Origin of the sequence: Streptomyces sp. ISL-66 (assembly GCF_018614135.1) — a bacterium.
In the GTDB taxonomy this organism is placed as follows: Bacteria; Actinomycetota; Actinomycetes; order Streptomycetales; family Streptomycetaceae; genus Streptomyces.
Genome location: NZ_JAGGOW010000010.1, coordinates 931 through 19,045, shown reverse-complemented (window position 1 = coordinate 19,045; position 18,115 = coordinate 931). Strand labels below are relative to the sequence as shown.

Here is an 18,115-nt window from a genome sequence, read left to right as displayed (position 1 = left end):
CGGTAGGGCGCGACCGGCCGCGGGGACCCCGGATTCCGGTGGGGAGACTGTTGCGGGTGCGGGCAGAGGGAGTCCGGTCCGCCGAAAATCCGATCGGGTCTCGGGGGGCGGCTGGTTAAGATCCGATGTGACTCGTACGACGGCTCCATCACCGACCACTCCCCTCAAGCGCCGCATATTCGCCGACCTCACCCCGCTGAGGAGCTCCGCCGACTACCGGCGGCTCTGGGTCGGCGGAACCATTTCCTGGCTCGGCCAGGCGATGACGGCCCTCGCGATCTCACTCCAGGTTTACGAGATCACCGGCTCCACCTTCTCCGTCGGACTGGTCGGGCTCTTCTCGCTCGTGCCGCTCGTCGTCTTCGGCCTCTACGGCGGCGCCATCGCCGACACCGTCGACCGCCGCAAGCTCGGGCTGTTCAGCTCGCTCGGCCTGGCCGCCCTGTCGATCGGGCTGGCCGGCGCCGCGCTCCTCGACTACCACCGGGTCTGGCTGCTGTACTGCGTCGTCGCGCTCCAGGCCGTGTGCGCGGCGCTCAACGGCCCGGCCCGCTCCGCGATGATCCCGCGGCTGCTTCCCGTCGGGCAGCTGCCCGCCGCCAACGCGCTGAACACCGTGACCATGACCTTCGGCATGACGGCCGGCCCGATGCTGGGCGGGGTCATCGTCGGCTGGTGGGGCTACCAGGCCGCCTACCTGATCGACGCCGTCACCTTCAGCGCCGCCCTCTACGCGATGTGGCGGCTGCCGTCGATGAAGCCCGACCGGGAGGAGGGCGCGAAGGGGCGGGCGTCCGTACTCGACGGACTGCGCTTCCTCGGGACCCGGCCCAACATCCGGATGACCTTCTTCACCGACATGGCCGCCATGGTGCTGGCCTCGCCGAAGGCGCTGTTCCCGGCCATCGCCGTGCTCTGGTACGGCGGCGACGCGAAGACGGTCGGCCTGCTCGTGGCCGCTCCCGCCGTGGGCGCGCTGCTCGGCGGACTGTTCTCCGGCTGGCAGAGCCGGATCCGCCGGCACGGGGTGGCGATCCTGCTCTCCGTGGGCGGATGGGGGGCGGCCATCGCGGCGTTCGGGCTGAGCCGCAACCTTTGGGCCGGGCTGTTCTTCCTCGCCCTGGCCGGTGCCTCGGACGCCACCTCGATGGTGTTCCGCACCACCATGCTCCAGGCAGCGACCCCCGACGACATGCGGGGCCGGCTCCAGGGCGTGTTCATCGTGGTGGTCGCGGGCGGCCCCCGGCTCGGGGACTTCGTCGCCGGTGCCGCCGCCGACCTCACCTCTCCGGGCGTGGCGATCGCGGGCGGCGGGCTCGCGTGCGTACTCGTCCTGGTACTGCTCGCCCTGCGGTGGCGGGGGTTCGCCCGGTACGACGCCCTGTCGCCGCAGGCCTGAGCCGGGGGCCGGGGCGATCGGGCCGACGGCGGAGTCCGCCGCGGTCCGGTCGGGCGAGAGGGGGGGCGGCGGGTTCGTTGTCCGTCGCCGGTTAATCGGACTCCCTCGACCGGCTAGGGCTTCGGCTCCTCCGGCGTCTTCGGCGTCGGCGGGGAAACGATCCCGCGGGCGACGCCGAGGGAGACCAGGTCCTGGGGGCGGATGCGCAGCTGGTCCGCCGTCGCCGGGGCGGCCTCCGGGGGCCGCTTGAGGATGGCCGCCGCCAGTTCGGGGGCGATCACCGAGAAGTAGCTGTCCGGGGTGACCCAGGTGTGGCCCGGCGCGGCCAGGGCGAGGGCGCCGCCCGAACCGCCCTCGCCGATGAGGAGGGTGGTCACGGGAACCGTGACGGAGGCGAGCGCCACGAAGGTGTCGGCGATGGCTGCGCCGGCGCCCGCGTGCTCGGCGGCGGCGTCGTTGGCCGCGCCCGGGGTGTCCACCAGGGTGAGCACCGGGATGCCGAGCCGGTCCGCGAGCCGGATGACACGGGCCGCCGTACGGTAGCCCGCCGGTCGGGTGGCGGTGCCGCACTGGGCGGCGTAGGCCACGGCCTGGCCCTCCCGGAGCCCGAATCCGCACAGCATGCCCGGGTCGGTGCCGCCGGCGCGGTCGCCGCTGAGGGGGAGGCGGAGGTCGAAGTACGCGTCGAGGTACTGCGGGGCGCGAGGCCGCTCGGGGCGGCGGGCCCGGCGGACGGCGTGCCACCCGGTGGGTGGCAGCTCTACGTCGGCGGCCAGTGCGGCGGGAGGTGCCACGTGCCCGGCGGAGCGGGGCGCGGCGAGCACCCGGAGCCAGGCCGCCAGGGTCGCGGGAAGTTCCGCGGCGGCGACGACGGCGTCCACGTGTCCGGCGGCGCACTGCCCCTCGGCGGTGTAGGCGGCCGGATCCGCGTCCGGCGGCCGCACCCGGGACCCGGCGAACCCGACCTGCGCCCCGGGCAGCGCGAGGACCACGTCGGCCCCCGCCCCGAGGGTGGCCCAGCCGCCGCCGGTGGCGGGGTCGCGCAGCACGGCGATCTGCGGCAGCCCGGCGGCCCGGGTCAGCACGCACTGGCGGGCCACCCGCTGGAGCTGGGTGAGCGCCGGCATGCCCTCCTGCATGCGGGAGCCGCCGGTGGCGATCAGGGAGACCAGGGGGAGGCGGTGCTCGCGCGCGTGCGTGTACGCGGCTTCGAGCCGGTCTCCGGTGCGCTCGCCCAGCGAACCGCCGAGGAATCCGAACTCGAAGGAGATCAGGGTGGCTTCGCGGCCGCCGATCAGGGCGGTCCCGATGACGACGGACTCCTGCTCGCCGGTCCGGTCGCGGGCCCGGTCGCGGGAGTCGTCGTAGCCGGTCCAGCCCAGGGGGCCGTCGGCCGGTGACTGCCGGCGGGGGGCGGGGAGTTCGGCGAAGCTGCCGGGGTCGGTCACGGAGGCGAGGGCCGCGCGGGCCGAAAGGCGGGTCGTCGTCACGCCGTCACCCTAGACCCCGCTCCCTTGGCCGAAGCGGCGATGTCTTGTGTTCGCAGCGGTGACGGATCCGGCGGCGCATGATCGCGGCGCCGGATCCGATCCGGCTAGAAGAGTTCCTTGTACGTGTTCCAGCCGGTGCCGATGGTGCCGCGGCCGGAGAAGGTGTTCAGGCCCTGAAGGCCGGTCGGCTCGTAGCGGTATGCGGTACCGGAGGAGTCGGTGCCGACGATGTCACCCAGGCCGTCACCGGTGATGTCACCCGGCGCGGCGAGCTTGGTGAAGCCGTTCCAGCCGCCGCTGCCGATCTGCACGCGGTTCGAGAACGGTGCGGTGCCGGATCCGGTGCCGGGGTAGACGTACAGGGCGCCGTCGGTGCCGCGGGCCACCAGGTCCGCGCGGCCGTCACCGGTGATGTCACCGGCGCCGAGGAGCTTGTTGTAGATGCCCCAGCCGCCACCGACACGGACACGGTCGAAGAATCCGACCACCGTGCCCTTGCTCTCGTAGAACCACAGGACGTTCGACCCGTCGAGGGCCAGCAGGTCGCCGTAGCCGTCGTTGTTGAGGTCGCCCACTCCGACGAGGGACTTGTAGATGCCCCAGCCGCCGCCGACGTAGTTGCCCTCCTGGTACAGGCCGCCGCCGTACGTCCACAGCATGCTCGGGAACGACGAGGTGTTCACCGACGAGGCGAGGGAGATGCCGACCTCGTTCGCCGGGAAGCCGCCGTCGTCGCTGATCTGCTGGCGGTCGGTGAAGTTGCCGTTGTTCTGGCCCGCGTAGGCGAACAGGGTGCCCTCACCGGTGCGGCCCCACAGCTCGCTCTTGCCGTGGGCGGGGATACCGCCCTGGCCGACGATCAGCGCCTGGTGGTTCCAGTTCTTGCCGAAGTCGAAACGGTCGGCCAGCCGGCCGGCGCCGAGGCCCTGGTAGAGGTAGGCCTGACCGCTCAGGTCGCGTCCGAAGACGTAGGAGCTGCCGTTGTTGGAGACCAGCGTGCTGATCTGGTTGTACGTCGTCCAGCCGTTGCCGATGTGCTCGCCATCGTACAGAAAGCTGTTGACGCCGCCCGTGCCGTTGTAGATGTAGAGCTCGCCGTTCGGCAGCGTGGCCATGACGTCCGGGATGCCGTCGCCGCTGAAGTCGGCGCCGGCCGTGATCTGGTCGAACTTGGCCCAGCCGGTGCCGATCTCGATCCGGTCGCCGTACGGGGTGTCCGCGCCGGCGCGGCCATTGCCCGGGTACAGGTACAGGGTGCCGTTGTGAGCGCGCGCCAGCAGGTCGGGTCGGCCGTCACCGTTCAAGTCGCCCGCGGCGATCAGCTTGTTGTACGCGTTCCAGCCACCGCTCGACCACTGGGCGGTGCTCGTGTAATAGGCGCTGGTGGCCTCGACCATGGACAGCTTGCCGGTGATCGAGAGCTGGAGCAGCTCCGGACGACCGTTGCCGTTCAGGTCGCCCGCCGGGATGACGTCCTTGAAGTCCTCGTTCGGGTCGGACCGCTCCATGAAGAAGTCCGTGTCGGCGCCCGTGGCCGACGATGCCTTGAGGTAGTAGCTGCCGCTGTTCCCCCGGTAGAGGATGTCGTCGGCGCCGTCACTGTCCACGTCGAAGCGGGGCCGGTTGACGGCGGCCGAGCCCTCGGTGGCCTGGCCGCTGCGCTGCAGCTTCTGGGTGCCTGCCACGGGTGCGGACTTCGGCAGGGTCCCGCCGGCCCGCTTGTCCGCGGGCTTCACCACCTTCGTCGGCGGCTTCGGGGCACCGTCGGCCGCGGCCGGGCCGGCGAGGAGCATGCCGGCCGCAACGGCGACGGCGGTGCAGGCCGCGATGCGGCCGGAGCGCTGGGAGCGCGTGAAAGACAAGAGAGGTCCCCCTGTGAGAAATGCGTGCGAAACCGGGTTGAAGGCGCTCGCGCACGGCGCGCTGATGCGCGGCATGGTGCACTGAGGCTGCCGGTACCCCCCCGGGTGTCCCCGAAGAGTACCCCTGGGGCATGGGTTGCAGAAGTGATTTCCCCGGCGATTTTGATCATGTTCAGACGCGCTGATCCGCGGCGTCGTCAGAGGGCCGATTGCCAGGTCAGTGTCGTGCCGCGGGTGCCCGACTCCGTGCGGCCGTCGTCCACCACCGTCAGGCGCACGCGGTCCGGGTCCGCGTTCACGTCGACCTCGATGGAGGTGACCTCGCTGCGGCGGTGTGCGGCCGCCAGTGCGCCGCGCAGCGCGGCGAGGAGGTCGGCCGCCACCGGCTCCGGGAGCAGCGCGTCCACCGGGCCCGCGAAGTGGACCGACGGCTGGAAGCCCAGCAGGACCGCCGCGCCGCCGGTCTCCCGCAGGACCCGGCCGCGGAAGGTGGTCGGGGCGTCCGTCGGAGGTTGCTGGAGGGCGAAGATGGCCGTGCGGACCTCCTGGATGGTGGAGTCGAGCTCGTCCACCGCCCGGCCCAGTTCCTCGCCGACCGTGGCGTCCGCCGCAGACGCCGCGGAACGCTTCTTCGTGCTCTCCAGCATCATCTCGGTCGCGAACAGCCGCTGCACCACCAGGTCGTGCAGGTCCCGCGCGATGCGGTCGCGGTCCTCGTAGACGGCCAGCTGCTCGCGGTCGTGCTGCGCGTCCGCGAGGACCAGCGCCAGCGCGGCCTGCGAGGCGAACTGCGAGGCCAGCAGCCGGTCCACCGCGTCGTACGGGGGACCGCCGTGGGGGCGCGGCAGGGCGAGGGTGCCGATGAGCTGGCCGCCGCTCTGCAGTGGGAGCATCATGCTGGGGCCGAAGCGCTCCCGTACGTGCGTGGTCATCCGGGGATCCGTCGCCGAGTCCTCGATGAAGACCGGTTCGCCGCCGAGGAGTTGTTCCAGGACCGGCGAACCCGGCTCGATGGCCGTGCCGACCAGGTCCCCGGGATCCCCCTGGGTGGAGGCGGCCACGATTTCCATCCCGCCCGCCGGGGTCGGCTGGAGGACCACCCCGGCCGCCGCGTCCGCGAGCAGCCGGGCCCGTTCGGCCACGCACATCAGCGCGTCCGCCGCCGGCCGGCCCGCCAGCAGGGTGGTGGTCACGGCGGCGGCGCCCTCGATCCAGCGCTCCCGGCGGCGCGCGGTCTCGTACAGCCGGGCGTTGCCGATCGCTATCCCCGCCTGCGCGGCCAGGACCCGCAGCAGTGCGAGGTCCTCGTCCGTGAAGGGTCCGCCGCCCCGCTTCTCCGTGAGGTAGAGGTTGCCGAAGACCTCGGTGTGGACCCGGATCGGGACGCCGAGGAAGCTGCGCATCGGCGGGTGGCCCGGTGGGAAGCCGGCCCTGCGGGGGTCCTGGGAGAGGTCCTCCAGTACGAGCGGGCGCGGGTCGGTGATCAGGGCGCCGAGCAGGCCGGACCGGCCGTCGGGCAGGTGGGGGATCGCGGCCCGCTCGGCCTCGGTCAGGCCGGCGGTGAACAGTCCGGTCAGCCGCTTGCGCTCGGGGTCGACGACCCCGAGCGCACCGTACCGGGCCGAGCACAGTCCGGTCGCGGACTTCACGATGTGCTGGAGGGTGGTCCGCAGCTCCAGATCGGAGCCGACGTTGAGGACCGCCTCCAGGAGGACGGGCAGGCTGGAGGGCTCCGTCATCCGGCCAGCGGGTTCAACACCATGGGGGAGATCTTCCCTTCGAGCATCATGCCGAGGCCCAGTACGGCGCAGACGTCCGGCCGTTCCGCGATGGCCACGGGCATGCCGGTCGCGTCGCGGAGCATCTGGTCCAGGCCCGGCAGCAGGGCGCTGCCACCCACCATCATGATCCCCCGGTCCGTCAGATCGGCGACCAGGTCCGGCGGGCAGTCGCGCAGGACCTTGCCGATGCCGTCGAGCACGGCGGTCAGCGGGGTGTAGATGGCGTCCCGGACGGCGGCGGTGTCCACGTGGACGGAGCGGGCCAGTCCGGTGGACACGTCCCGGCCGTGGATCAGGGTGGAGGCCGGGCCCTCGGCGGTGATGCCGTTCCCGTGCAGGGCCAGCTGGAGCGGGCGCACGGCCTGGCTGGGCAGCATCAGCTCGTGCGCGTGGCGCAGGTGCTGGACCACCGCGTGGTCGATGGCCTCGCCGCCGACCGGGATCCGTACGGCGGTGACGATCGAGCCGAGGGAGAGGACGGCGACCTGGGTGGCGGCGGCCCCGCACACCATGATCATCGTCGCGGTCGGCTGCTCCACGGGCAGTCCGCAGCCGACGGCCGCCGCGATCAGGGTGTCGACGAGTTCGACGCGGCGGGCGCCGAGCCCGACGAGGGTTTCGACGGTGGCCCGCTGGGCGAGCGGGTCGGCGTCGTGCGGGGTGCAGGCGGCGGCCCGCAGCCGGGGCTTGCGGCGCAGGGCGCGCCGCAGCTTCTCGCCGAGGAGGTGGCGCAGCATGCGCTGGGCCATCTCGATGTCCACGACGGTGCCGCCGGAGACGGGGCGGACGACCCGGATGTAGTCGGGCGTGCGGCCGGTCATCCGCTCGGCGAAGGTACCGACGGCGATGAGGGCACCGGTCCGCGTGTTCACCGCGGCGACGCTCGGTTCGTCCACGACCAGCCCGGCGCCCTTGACGTACACGCGGGTCCGGGCCGCTCCGAGGTCGACGGCGACGTGGCAGCGGCGCAACTGCTCAAGACTGACGGTCATGGCAGATCCTCCCGAGAGCACTGGCGCAAGAAGGCCGGCGGGTGCCGGTCACACTTCGTATCTTCTCGGGTGAATTGCTCGTATTGCCCGATTTGATGCTCCGGCTGGGGGGTGCCATGAGGTACGGGAGGGGTGCGAGGGGCGCCGGTGGGTGCTGCACGGGGGTGGAATTCTGCGACGCCAGGCGCGACCATGCCCGCACCGATCGCGCTACTGGTGCGTAACAAGGTAAAGGGGACCCGATGCTGACGGCCCGACAGGGACTGCTCGCGCTTCTGACGCTCTGCATGGCGCTCCTCGTGGCGCCCACGCTCCCGGCCCGGGCCGCCGGTGGAGCCCCGGCGGCGGATGGGGCCCGGGCCGCGGGCGAGGTCCCCGCCGCCGTGTCCGCGCGCAATCCGGTGGTCTTCGTGCACGGCTACAACGCCGACCCCGGCGTCTGGGGCTCCCTGCGCGAGGACCTGCGCGCCGACGGGTACGCCGACTCCGAGCTCTTCTCCTTCGGCTACGACACGCACCAGTCCGTCAACGAGGTCCTCTCCGGAAGGCTCGCCGCCTACGTCGAGGACGTCCGCCGCCAGACCGGCGCGGCCCGCGTGGACCTGGTCGCCCACTCCTTCGGCTCGCTCGTCACCCGCTGGTACGTGAAGTTCGGCGGCGGCGGCGCCACCGTGGACCACTGGGTCTCCCTGGCCGGCCCGAACCACGGCACCTCCACCGCGTGGGCCTGCGCCATGTGGGACCAGGCCTGCCGCGACATGACCCCCGGCTCGTACGTCGTCTCGAACCTGAACTCCGGCGACGAGACCCCCGGCGCGGCGAAGTACGCGACCTTCTGGTCGAACTGCGACGAGGTCATCAACCCCGACTCCAGCGTCCCGCTCGCCGGGGCCGCCAACACCCCGGTCGGCTGCCTCAAGCACAACGACCTGCTCGGCGACGACCCGACCTCGGCGGGCGTCCGGACCTTCCTGCGGTCCTAGTTCACGCCGTCGTTCCCGTCGTCGTTCAAGTCGCCGTTCTCGGCGGCCTGCTCCACGCGCTGGAGCAGGCCGTACGTGAACTCCGCGACGCAGGCCCGCCCCGACGCGGTGAACGCGAGGCGCCACCGCGTCGGCGCGGTCCCCTCCATCGGGCGCACCGGCGCGAAGGCCCGCGCCACCTCGTCCACCGTCGCCGACCAGGGCCGCAGGTCCCGCGGCGACTCCAGTACGGGGCCCCGCGCCCCCGGAGCCCGCACCAGCCATTCGTTCCAGACGGCCCCGTCCGGCGCGGCGAGCACCTCGAAGCGCAGATCGGGCCAGAGCGGCACCGGCCACAGCAGGGCCTCGCACCGCAGGTCGCCGATCGCGCGGGACCCGGTGGACTCCGGTGGGCCGAGCGCCGAGCGGTAGCGGGCCAGCGCGCCCCGGGAGCGGGGCGAGCGGACCATGGCCTGCCAGCGCTTGTTCGCCTCCCGTTGCTGCGCGAGCGAGGCGCCGAGCCGGTGGCGGGCCTCCTCGGCCAGGCCCGGCTGGAAATCGGCCATCCGGCGCAGCAGCACCAGCTGGAAGGCCTCGGGGCCGAAGGGGCTACGGGCGGGCGGCGGTGTCACTGCGTTCCTCGGCGTCCTGTCACGCATTCCACCATTCCACACAGGATCCTTACCATCTCGCGATCCGGATGTTGCAGGTGAACGCGTAACCTGCGGGGCGCCATGGACTATTGCATCGCCTGTCACAGGCACCTCAACGGCGCGCTCGCGTGCGCCGGGTGCGGAACTCCGGCCGAGCACCTGATACCGGGCGCGCCTCCCCGACCGGCCGCCGCCTCCTCCGCTCCGGAGAGCGGCCCGGCCGCGCTCGCCGACGTGTACGCCGACTCGCTCGTCGTGCTGTCCGGAGCCGGGCGGCAGGGCCGGGCCGGTGCCCGCCGCCGCACCACGCACCGCAGACGGCGGCGGACCCTGCTCGCCGTTGGCGCGGGGTTCCTGCTCGCCGTCGGGACCATGCTGGGGCTGGCCCGGATGGTGACGGACGGCGAGCGCACCGACCGGGCGGCCACGGTGGTGCTGACCGACGACGCGGGTCCCGAGGAACCGGCTCCGCTCCCGGGCCTGACGGGTGCTCCGGCTCAGCCGTCGGCGGTGCCTTCGGGCAGGACCGCGACCGTTGCCGCCGGCTCCGCGAAGGCCACCGCCGGGGGGACGAAGCAGGCAGGGCCCGGCCGCACCGCCGGGGGGAGCGCGGTGCCCGGACCGGCGGCGTCGGCCTCCGGCTCGCAGGCGGCGGGGCCGACGCGGAGCGCCACCGCGACAGGAGGCGGCGTACAGCCCACGCCGTCGGGTCCGGCCACTGCGGCCTCCAGCGGCGCGCCGACCCCCAGCGGGTCCGTCACGCCCACGGGTCCGGCTCCGCAGCCGACCCCGCCGAAGCGCCCGGCCTGCCCGTGGTGGAACCTGCTCTGCTGGGAGTGAGGCGCCCGCTCAGTCCAGCATGCGCTTGAGCAGGTCCCGCAGGGCCGTCCGCTCCTCGGTGGAGAGTCCGGCCAGCGGTTCGCGCGCGAAGTCCAGCGATGCGCGCAGCCGGTCCGCTGTCCGCAGGCCCTCCTCGGTGGTCGCGGCCAGTTTCACCCGGCGGTCGGCCGGGTCGGGGCGGCGCTCGACGAGCCCCCGGGCCTCCAGGCGGTCCACGATGCCGGTGACGTTCGACGGCTCGCACTTCAGCTTCTGCGCGATCTTCCGCATCGCCGTCGGCTCCAGGGAGAGCAGGTTCAGTACACGGGCCTGGGCCCCCGTGAGCTGGTGGCTGGCGGCCGCGTGCTCGTACTCCTCGTGGTAGCGGGCCACGACGGTGCCGATGAGCTCGACGACCTCGAGGGTCAGGGGGTCTACGCGACGACTGGGCATGAATCCAGCGTACCCATTTACTTGACAACATGAAATATCTAGGCGCATGGTTGTTTCACGTTGTGAAGCATCCTCTCCCCTTTTCAGGAGCGCCGCATGTCTGAGATCCCCGCCGTGAGCCGCGAGTGGCACCTCGTCCGCCGCCCGCAGGGCTGGCCCGTCGCCGAGGACTTCGCCCTGCGCGAAGCCCCCGTGAACGCCGAGCCCGCCGTCGGCCGGATTCTGGTGCGCAACCTCCACATGTCCGTGGACCCGTACATGCGCGGCCGGATGAACGACGCGAAGTCGTACGTGCCGCCCTTCCAGCTCGACCAGCCCATGCAGGGCGGTGCGGTCGGCGAGATCGTCGCCTCCGCCGCCGAGGGCTTCGCCGTGGGCGACCACGTCCTGCACCCGCTCGGCTGGCGCGAGTACGCGGAGCTCGACGCCGCGCACGCCACCAAGGTCGACGCCTCGCTCGCCCCGCTCTCCGCCTACCTCGGCGTGCTCGGCATGCCCGGCCTGACCGCCTACGCCGGCCTCTTCGAGGTCGCCTCCTTCAAGGAGGGCGACTCCGTCTTCGTCTCCGGCGCGGCCGGCGCCGTCGGCAGCCTCGTCGGCCAGTTCGCGAAGATCAAGGGCGCCTCGCGCGTCATCGGCTCCGCCGGCTCCGACGAGAAGGTGACGCTCCTCACGGAGAAGTACGGTTTCGACACCGCCTTCAACTACAAGAACGCCCCCGTCGGCGAGCAGCTGCCGAAGGCGGCCCCCGACGGCATCGACGTCTACTTCGACAACGTCGGCGGCGACCACCTGGAGGCGGCCATCACCGCCCTCAACCCGTTCGGCCGGGCCACCCTGTGCGGCGCGATCGCGCACTACAACGACACCGAGGCCGCCCCCGGCCCGCGCAACCTGATGAACGTCATCGGCAAGCGCCTGCGCCTGCAGGGCGTCCTCGTCAGCGACCACGCCGCGCTGCAGCCGCAGTTCGTCCAGGACGTGGCCGGCTGGCTGCGCTCGGGGCAGCTCGTCGCCGACGAAACGGTCGTCGAGGGCGTGGAGAACGCCACCGAGGCCTTCCTGGGAATGCTGCGCGGTGAGAACACCGGAAAGATGATCGTTTCTTTCACCGGTTAGGCTCACTCCACACCGCCGCGACGCGTGGGCGCGAGTCGCGGCGATTCACCAGGAGGATCTCCTTACATGTCCATCCAGTATTCCGATGTCGCGTACACCGCCGTTGCCACCGCCGAGAACGGCCGTGACGGCCGCGTCGCCACCGACGACGGCCAGCTCGACGTCGTCGTGAACCCGCCGAAGGCGCTCGGAGGCAGCGGTGAGGGCACCAACCCGGAGCAGCTCTTCGCCGCCGGCTACAGCGCCTGCTTCCAGGGTGCGCTCGGCGTCGTCGCCCGCAATGAGAACGCCGACATCTCCGGCTCCACCGTCACCGCCGAGGTCGGCATCGGCAAGAACGACGACGGTTTCGGCATCATCGTCAAGATCTCGGCCTCCATCCCGAACGTGGACGCCGCCACCGCCAAGGACCTCCTCGAGAAGGCCCACCAGGTCTGCCCGTACTCCAAGGCGACCCGCGGCAACATCACCGTCGAGCTCGCGGTCTGATCCCCGGATCCCGGATCCCGGATCCCGGATCTTCGGATCCCGGATCCGGAGTGAGCGCCGAAGGCCGCACCCCGGGACCGGGGTGCGGCCTTCGCCGTCCGCGGGGCCCGGCCAGTGCCGTGACCGGGAAGGTTCACCGGGCACGGCACTAGACTGGCCGCATGCGTGATCTTGCGGGGGGATTCGGCTATCTGCTGGCCGGCCAGCGGTGGGTGTTCCGGCACGGCCGGTGGCTGGGCTTCGGACTGCTGCCGGGACTGGTCTCCCTGGTGCTCTACGCCGGCGCCCTCATCGGCCTCGGCTACGGCGCCGACGACCTGACCGCCTGGGCGACCCCCTTCGCCGACGGGTGGTCTTCCCCGTGGCTCGGCCTCTTCCGGGGCTTCCTGACCGCCCTGCTCTACGCCTTCGGGCTCTTCGTCGCGGTGATCACCTTCACCGCCGTGACCCTGCTCGTGGGCCAGCCGTTCTACGAGTCGCTCTCGGAGCAGGTCGACCGGAGCGAGGGCGGAGAGGTCCCCGAGTCGGGCCTCACGCTCTGGCAGGAGCTCTGGATCTCCGCCCGGGACAGCCTGAAGATCCTCGGCCGGGTACTGCTCTACGGGATCCTGCTCTTCGCCCTCGGCTTCGTTCCGGTGGTCGGCCAGACCGTGGTCCCGGCCGTCGGGTTCTGCGTCTCCGGCTACTTCCTGACCCAGGAGCTCACCTCCGTCGCCCTGATGCGGCGCCGGGTGCGGCTCACCGAGCAGCTGGGGCTGCTGCGCTCGCGGCGGATGCTCGCGCTGGGCTTCGGCGTGCCGCTGGTGCTCGCCTTCCTGGTGCCGCTCGTCGCCGTGTTCCTGATGCCGGGCGCGGTGGCCGGGGCGACGCTCATGGCCAGGGACCTGGTGGGCGCGGACGAGGAGCAGGACGGGGCCGAGGACCGGGACGGCGGCGCCGTGACCCCGGGGGAGAGCCCGGCCGGCAGCTTCGGCCCGCCGCCCTCGTACGCGTAGCAACGCGTGGCGCTCGTAGGACTCGTAGCGCTCGTATGAACTTCGCAGGAACTCGTCGAACTCGGCCACCCCGTGGCCGGAGACCTCGCGGCGGTGGCTTCAACGCCTCAGCAGGGTGATCGCCCCGGCCGTGTCCTCGGCGCCGTGGGCCGCCGGATCGGCCGTCAGCCGCTCCCGCATCAGGTCCAGGTACGGGCTGATCAGCTCGGTGCTGACCCCTTGCTCCGCGGCCGTCCGCAGCAGGGTGCCGCTCGCCGTGACCTGCATGGCCAGGTTCGACTCGACCCCCGTGGTGAAGTCCCCCGAGACCAGCCGTTCGGCGGCGGCGCCCGCGAAGAAGCCCATCGCCCCCAGCCACTCGGTCAGCAGCGGAGCCAGCTCCTTCGGGGAGACGTCCTCGCCCTCGATCAGGGCGTAGGCGTGCGAGATCCCGGCGAAGAGACCGGTCATCGCGCTCAGCAGGGCCACGTCGTACAGGGCCGCGTGCCCGGGGTCCGCGCCGACGAAGCGGGCGCCGGCCGGGGCCTCCAGCGCGCTCCGGTGGGCCTCGAAGAGGTCGGGGGAGCCGCTGTAGAAGACGTACCCGCCGGCTTCGGGGACGCCGATCATCGACGGGGTGGCCATGATCCCGCCGTCCAGGAAACGGGCCCCGCGCTCCTTGGCCCACGCGGCCCGGGCGCGGCCGTCGGCGGGGGTGCCGGTGGTCAGGTCGACGAGGTCCTTGCCGGCGAGGTCCAGGCCCTCCAGGGCCGAGCCGACGCTGGCGTCGTCCAGCAGGCACAGGACGACCAGGCCGTTCGCGGCCACCGCCTCGGCGGGGCTCGCGGCGACGACGGCGCCTTCGGCCGCGAGGGCCTCGGCCTTGGCGGGGGTGCGGTTCCAGACGGTGAGGGGGTGCCCGGCGGCGAGCCAGGTGCGGGCGAGGGCGGTCCCCATCGAGCCGAGGCCGAGGAGGGTGAGCGGGGTCTTCGTGCTGGTGTCGGTCATGCCGTTTAGCCTGGTGGCAGGCTGACAGGTACTCAAGTACGCACTTCGGAGTGGGTGGTTACCCCGAGGTGAGGGAACAGGTGGGAGGGGTGCGTGATGGCGGTGGCACAGCGGCCGGGGGCGGATCACTGCGGGATCGCCGCGGCGATGTCCGTGATCGACGGCAAGTGGAAGGTATCGATCCTGTGGGAGCTGGAGCAGCGCCCGCGCCGCTTCGGCGAACTGCGCCGGCTGGTCCCGGGCGTCTCGGAGAAGGTGCTCGCGGCCCAGCTGCGCGAACTGGAGGTGGACGGCATCGTCCACCGCGAGGTCTACGACGAGGTCCCGCCGCGCGTCGAGTACTCCCTGACCCCGCTGGGCCAGGACCTGAGCGGCGCCCTGGCCGCACTCGGTGCGTGGGGGACGAAACACCTGCTCTCCGATGAATCGAGGCAGCCGGCCTGAGGGCGCGGGAAGCCGGGACCGGGCCGGCGGAGCCGGTCCCGGCCCGATCCCGATCCTGGCCCCTGTCCCGGATCACGCCGGGCGGCGGAACAGCCCCGTCCAGAGGAACGCTTCGCCGAAGGAGGCGGACGCGGGCGGTTCGTCGTTCATCCGGCGCAGCTCGACCTCCGCGAGACCGGAGAAGATCCACCGCAGCGATTCCGGGGTGTACGCGAGACCGCCTTCGAGGCGGGCCCGGCCGTAGAAGTCGGCGTCGGACAGTTCCGACCCCATCGCGCCCGAGGCGAAACAGGTCAGGGCGAAGCGGCCGCCGGGCGCCAGGAGCCGCTCCAGCAGGGCCAGGTAGCTGATGCGGCGGTGCGGCGGCAGGTGGTGGAAGCAGCCGGAGTCGTAGATCAGGTCGTACGGGCCCACGAGCGCGGCGCCCGCTTCGCCGAAGGCGTCCCCGTGGTGGAAGCGGACGGCCGCGCCCGCCGCGCGGGCGCGCTCCCCGGCCCAGGCGAGGGCGGCGGGGGAGAGGTCGACGGCGTCCACCTCGAAGCCCGCCGAGGCGAGGTGCAGGGCGTTGCGGCCGGGACCGCAGCCCAGGTCGAGGGCGCGGCCGCCGGGGGTGATCAGGCCGCGGTCGAGGTAGGAGACGAGGTTCTCGTCGGGCTTCGCCGCGAAGAACGGCACCGGCCGGTCGCGGTCCGCGTAGAAGCCGTCCCACCAAGAGGCGCCGCCGGTCGTCCAGCGGTCGGCCTCGGGGGCGAAGAGCCCGTCCATGAGGGCGAGCACATCGTCGACACTGCGTATGTTCCGGTCCATCCGAACCCCTTTCCCGTGGTCCCGATCTTACCGGCAGAAATGATGAAACCCCAGGTCAGGATGGGTGCGGGGAGGGGTGGGCGGTCGGCTGGCGGGCTGCGGCACACCGGTCGGCCCGACCCCTCGCGGGCCTGCGTGCCGGGCGCCCGCAGCCCCCATGGAAGGCCGCGGCGGGGCCTTCCACGGCCGCGCCGGGCTGACTTTCGGGGGCAGTTACAGGAGCCGTACGGTGTCCGCGGCTGCCCGGGCGGCCGGCGGTCCGGCGACCTGGCGGCCGAAGGCCGGGGGAGCGATCGGGACCCGTTCGGCCTCTGGGCCACCCGATAGTATGAGCGCGGCAAGAGTCGAAGCTGTCCCGTGCCGTCCTTGAGTCCGCGTCCTTGTCCGGAGCAACCGGTCATCCGGGGCCCGAGCCGGACAGTGACTTGCTGAGCAGCGACCGGCCGCGGCGCCGGGCACCGACCAGCAGTAGGGACATCTTCAGTGACAGTCAGTACCGAGGGGTCGGCAGCCGTGCGCCCGGGCCCTGCGAGCGGATCAGCCGTGCCCGACCGGTCGGAGCGTTCCGCCCCGGGTCGCGCCCTGCGTTCCCGCGGGGGGCTGCTGCTGCTCGAAGGTGTCGTGGCGTTCGGCGCCGCGCTGGTCCTCCCTTATCTGGCACGCGGCTTCAAGCTCAACCCGCTGGACCGGATCGCCCAGGTCAGCGGCCTGGCCGCGATCCAGCTGCGGTTCGCGCTGCTCGGCCTGGTGTGCGTCGGCGCCGTGGTGCTGGCGATGCGGCTGCGCGGCGGCCGCCACTTCGACCTGGCCACCCGGATAGCCTGCGCCGCCGTCGCCGGCCTGGCCAGCGGCTTCGTCGCCGCGGGCGCCGTGGTCTCGCTGCTGGGCACGCCGTGGCCGATGTTCGGCCTCAACGGCGACAGCGGCCGGATCGTCGAGTGGGCCCACGCGGTCGCCAACGGTCAGCCCTCGGGCTCGCCGGTGTACCCGCCGATGCCGCTGTACACGCTCGGCTACTACGCCGAATGGTTCCACGGCGGCAACACCGCGTACGCCTTCAAGGACCTCCAGATCCTCGGCGCCGCCGCCTTCGGACCGCTGGTCTACTTCGCCTGGCGCCTGCTGCTCAGTCCGATGCGGGCGCTCGCCTTCGGCGTCGTACCGGCGTTCGCGCTGATCGACGCCTACAAGCCGTACAGCCAGACCGTGCTGGTGCTGCTCGTGCCGGTGCTGGCCGCCATGGTGGTGGCACTGCGCCGCAGCGCCAAGGGCAGCTGGAGGCTGCTGCTCCTCAAGGGGGCCGGGCTGGGCGTGGCGCTGGGCGTCCTCTTCCTCACCTACTCGGGCTGGTTCCTGTGGAGTGCGGCGGGCGTGCTGTTCGCGGTGCTCCTGTACTTCCCGTGGAAGACCGGCCCGCTCAAGGGGCTGTCCTTCCTGGGCGCCACGCTGGCCGGGTTCCTCGTGGTGGCCGGCAGCTACCTGAAGGTCATGCTGGTCGACGGGCAGAACACCAAGGACTACGTCTTCCGCTTCGACAACTTCACCGACCCGGCCTACTACCTGATGTGGCGCACCGACATGCCGGGCAAGGTGGGCGAATGGCCGCTGCCCGGCGAGTACGCCGGTGTCGGGCTGTTCGCCGTGGTGACCTTCGTGTGCCTGGGCATCGCGATCTGGCTGGGCCTGCGCAAGCCGATGGTGGTCACCATCGCCGCGATGTTCATCAGCGCGTGGCTGATGCGCATGTACATCGCCTCGCACATGTACGAGACGCAGACCGTCCAGCTCTACACGCGCACCAACAACCAACTGCTCTACTGCGGCATGATCCTGTGCGCGCTGGTGGCGCACCTGGTCGCGCAGCGGCTGGCCGCACGCGGCGCCGAGGCGTCCGCGGGCGAGGACGCGCCGTCCGTGATCCCCTCCGCGTCCGCCTCCGTGTCCGTGCCCACCTCCCCGTCCCCGACCGCGGTCCGTTCCGGATTCCCCGGCCGCGAGGGCGCCGTGATCGGCGCCCTGTGCGCCCTCCTGCTGCTGCTCGGTACGGCCTCCTCCTCGATGGCCGACCGCTACATGCCGGCCAAGGACGGCACCTACCGGGTTCTGCCCTGGGTGTCGCACACCATCCGCAAGCAGGACGGGAAGTGCCCCAAGTTCGCTCCCGAGCACGTGTGCTCCAAGGACGGCGACCAGAGCTGGCTGAGCTCGATCCGATGACCAGAGGGAAAAGATGATCTCCGCACTGACGCGGCTGGCGGATTGGTCGGCCCGGACGCCCAAGCGGCTCTGGGCCGTCGCGTTCCTCCTGTTCTTCACGCTCGCCGCCTCGTGGTCCGTCGCCACTCCGCTCAGCGGTTCCGCCGACGAGCACGCCCACTACATCCGCGCCGCGGCCGTCGCCCGGGGCCAGTTCAACGGCCCCGAGGTGATGGTCCCGCGCAGGGTGGCGGGCGCCGAGGTCAAGTCCGCCGAGACGGGGGCCCAACTGCCCCAGTGGTACGGGGAGCTGCGCACGCTGCACACCTGCTACTCCGGGCACTACCACGTGCCGGCGTCCTGTTCGCCGGAGCTCGGGTCCTCCGAGAAGACCGCCCAGGTCACCACCGCGGCCGGCCGCTACCACCCGGGCTACTACCTGGCCGTCGGCTGGCCGAGCCTGCTGGTCAAGGGCCCGGACGGGCTCTACCTCATGCGTCTGGCGGCGGCACTGTTCTGCTCGGCGCTGCTGGCCAGCGCCGTGGTCACCGCCGCGGAATGGCGGCGGCGCTCGCTGGCGCTGCTCGGCGTGTTCACGGCGGCCACCCCGATGGCGCTGTTCATGGCGGGCATGGTCAACCCCAGCGGCGGCGAGATCGCGGCCGGG

17 protein-coding genes are annotated in these 18,115 nt (G+C 72.4%); 9 read left to right on the top strand and 8 right to left on the bottom strand.

The window, feature by feature from the left end:
• Positions 1–127: 127 nt before the first annotated feature.
• Complete coding sequence (locus J7E97_RS02525) at positions 128–1,399, top strand: MFS transporter (RefSeq protein ID WP_215021702.1); 1,272 nt, start codon at positions 128–130, stop codon at positions 1,397–1,399.
• A 113-nt stretch (positions 1,400–1,512) separates the two neighbouring features.
• On the opposite strand, the gene J7E97_RS02520 is transcribed toward J7E97_RS02525, so the two are convergent.
• The 4 genes from J7E97_RS02520 to J7E97_RS02505 form a co-directional block, all read right to left on the bottom strand.
• On the bottom strand, positions 1,513–2,889 hold the full coding sequence (locus J7E97_RS02520; protein ID WP_215021700.1) for a carboxyl transferase domain-containing protein: 1,377 nt from the start codon (positions 2,887–2,889) through the stop codon (positions 1,513–1,515).
• Positions 2,890–2,993: 104 nt separating this feature from the next.
• Complete coding sequence (locus J7E97_RS02515) at positions 2,994–4,751, bottom strand: VCBS repeat-containing protein (RefSeq protein WP_215021698.1); 1,758 nt, start codon at positions 4,749–4,751, stop codon at positions 2,994–2,996.
• Between the two features lie 197 nt (positions 4,752–4,948).
• The gene (locus tag J7E97_RS02510) at positions 4,949–6,490 is read right to left on the bottom strand and encodes a GAF domain-containing protein (protein ID WP_215021696.1); all 1,542 of its coding nucleotides are present in this window, start codon (positions 6,488–6,490) and stop codon (positions 4,949–4,951) included.
• Positions 6,487–7,524 carry a rod shape-determining protein gene (locus J7E97_RS02505; protein ID WP_215021695.1) on the bottom strand — a complete coding sequence of 346 codons (1,038 nt, stop codon included), beginning with the start codon at positions 7,522–7,524 and terminating at the stop codon, positions 6,487–6,489. Before J7E97_RS02505 ends, J7E97_RS02510 begins: the two co-directional genes overlap by 4 nt.
• A gap of 242 nt (positions 7,525–7,766) precedes the next feature.
• Between J7E97_RS02505 and J7E97_RS02500 the strand changes: the two genes are divergently transcribed.
• Positions 7,767–8,507: a triacylglycerol lipase gene (locus tag J7E97_RS02500; protein WP_215021692.1), complete on the top strand. Its 741-nt coding sequence runs from the start codon at positions 7,767–7,769 to the stop codon at positions 8,505–8,507.
• Here the strand turns inward: J7E97_RS02500 and J7E97_RS02495 are convergent.
• Positions 8,504–9,145 carry a hypothetical protein gene (locus J7E97_RS02495; RefSeq protein ID WP_215021691.1) on the bottom strand — a complete coding sequence of 214 codons (642 nt, stop codon included), beginning with the start codon at positions 9,143–9,145 and terminating at the stop codon, positions 8,504–8,506. The genes J7E97_RS02500 and J7E97_RS02495 overlap by 4 nt on opposite strands.
• A gap of 75 nt (positions 9,146–9,220) precedes the next feature.
• On the opposite strand from J7E97_RS02495, the gene J7E97_RS02490 reads away from it, so the two are divergent.
• Positions 9,221–9,979, top strand: a complete 759-nt coding sequence (locus J7E97_RS02490; RefSeq protein ID WP_215021690.1) for a hypothetical protein — start codon at positions 9,221–9,223, stop codon at positions 9,977–9,979.
• A 9-nt stretch (positions 9,980–9,988) separates the two neighbouring features.
• On the opposite strand, the gene J7E97_RS02485 is transcribed toward J7E97_RS02490, so the two are convergent.
• The gene (locus tag J7E97_RS02485; protein WP_215021689.1) at positions 9,989–10,411 is read right to left on the bottom strand and encodes a MarR family winged helix-turn-helix transcriptional regulator; all 423 of its coding nucleotides are present in this window, start codon (positions 10,409–10,411) and stop codon (positions 9,989–9,991) included.
• Between the two features lie 96 nt (positions 10,412–10,507).
• Between J7E97_RS02485 and J7E97_RS02480 the strand changes: the two genes are divergently transcribed.
• From J7E97_RS02480 to J7E97_RS02470, 3 genes are all read left to right on the top strand, one after another.
• Positions 10,508–11,530, top strand: a complete 1,023-nt coding sequence (locus tag J7E97_RS02480; RefSeq protein ID WP_215021687.1) for an NADP-dependent oxidoreductase — start codon at positions 10,508–10,510, stop codon at positions 11,528–11,530.
• 66 nt (positions 11,531–11,596) lie between these two features.
• Positions 11,597–12,019, top strand: a complete 423-nt coding sequence (locus tag J7E97_RS02475; RefSeq protein ID WP_215021685.1) for an organic hydroperoxide resistance protein — start codon at positions 11,597–11,599, stop codon at positions 12,017–12,019.
• 161 nt (positions 12,020–12,180) lie between these two features.
• Complete coding sequence (locus J7E97_RS02470) at positions 12,181–13,014, top strand: EI24 domain-containing protein (protein ID WP_215021684.1); 834 nt, start codon at positions 12,181–12,183, stop codon at positions 13,012–13,014.
• A gap of 99 nt (positions 13,015–13,113) precedes the next feature.
• On the opposite strand, the gene J7E97_RS02465 is transcribed toward J7E97_RS02470, so the two are convergent.
• Positions 13,114–14,001: an NAD(P)-dependent oxidoreductase gene (locus tag J7E97_RS02465; RefSeq protein WP_215021682.1), complete on the bottom strand. Its 888-nt coding sequence runs from the start codon at positions 13,999–14,001 to the stop codon at positions 13,114–13,116.
• 96 nt (positions 14,002–14,097) lie between these two features.
• Between J7E97_RS02465 and J7E97_RS02460 the strand changes: the two genes are divergently transcribed.
• Positions 14,098–14,445: a helix-turn-helix domain-containing protein gene (locus J7E97_RS02460; RefSeq protein ID WP_215021680.1), complete on the top strand. Its 348-nt coding sequence runs from the start codon at positions 14,098–14,100 to the stop codon at positions 14,443–14,445.
• 72 nt (positions 14,446–14,517) lie between these two features.
• Here the strand turns inward: J7E97_RS02460 and J7E97_RS02455 are convergent, their stop codons facing one another.
• On the bottom strand, positions 14,518–15,252 hold the full coding sequence (locus J7E97_RS02455) for a class I SAM-dependent methyltransferase (protein ID WP_215021678.1): 735 nt from the start codon (positions 15,250–15,252) through the stop codon (positions 14,518–14,520).
• Between the two features lie 543 nt (positions 15,253–15,795).
• Between J7E97_RS02455 and J7E97_RS02450 the strand changes: the two genes are divergently transcribed.
• On the top strand, positions 15,796–17,469 hold the full coding sequence (locus tag J7E97_RS02450; protein WP_215021676.1) for a hypothetical protein: 1,674 nt from the start codon (positions 15,796–15,798) through the stop codon (positions 17,467–17,469).
• Between the two features lie 13 nt (positions 17,470–17,482).
• Positions 17,483–18,115 (top strand): DUF2142 domain-containing protein (locus tag J7E97_RS02445; RefSeq protein WP_215021674.1); only part of this gene is annotated, 633 nt, incomplete at its 3' end.

Bases quoted from the DNA above. Each gene is read 5' to 3' on its own strand.
- J7E97_RS02510 (WP_215021696.1), bottom strand. From the start codon at position 6,490: ATGACGGAGCCCTCCAGCCTGCCCGTCCTCCTGGAGGCGGTCCTCAAC.
- J7E97_RS02505 (WP_215021695.1), bottom strand. From the start codon at position 7,524: ATGACCGTCAGTCTTGAGCAGTTGCGCCGCTGCCACGTCGCCGTCGAC.
- J7E97_RS02500 (WP_215021692.1), top strand. From the start codon at position 7,767: ATGCTGACGGCCCGACAGGGACTGCTCGCGCTTCTGACGCTCTGCATG.
- J7E97_RS02495 (WP_215021691.1), bottom strand. From the start codon at position 9,145: ATGCGTGACAGGACGCCGAGGAACGCAGTGACACCGCCGCCCGCCCGT.
- J7E97_RS02490 (WP_215021690.1), top strand. From the start codon at position 9,221: ATGGACTATTGCATCGCCTGTCACAGGCACCTCAACGGCGCGCTCGCG.
- J7E97_RS02485 (WP_215021689.1), bottom strand. From the start codon at position 10,411: ATGCCCAGTCGTCGCGTAGACCCCCTGACCCTCGAGGTCGTCGAGCTC.
- J7E97_RS02480 (WP_215021687.1), top strand. From the start codon at position 10,508: ATGTCTGAGATCCCCGCCGTGAGCCGCGAGTGGCACCTCGTCCGCCGC.
- J7E97_RS02475 (WP_215021685.1), top strand. From the start codon at position 11,597: ATGTCCATCCAGTATTCCGATGTCGCGTACACCGCCGTTGCCACCGCC.
- J7E97_RS02470 (WP_215021684.1), top strand. From the start codon at position 12,181: ATGCGTGATCTTGCGGGGGGATTCGGCTATCTGCTGGCCGGCCAGCGG.
- J7E97_RS02465 (WP_215021682.1), bottom strand. From the start codon at position 14,001: ATGACCGACACCAGCACGAAGACCCCGCTCACCCTCCTCGGCCTCGGC.
- J7E97_RS02460 (WP_215021680.1), top strand. From the start codon at position 14,098: ATGGCGGTGGCACAGCGGCCGGGGGCGGATCACTGCGGGATCGCCGCG.
- J7E97_RS02455 (WP_215021678.1), bottom strand. From the start codon at position 15,252: ATGGACCGGAACATACGCAGTGTCGACGATGTGCTCGCCCTCATGGAC.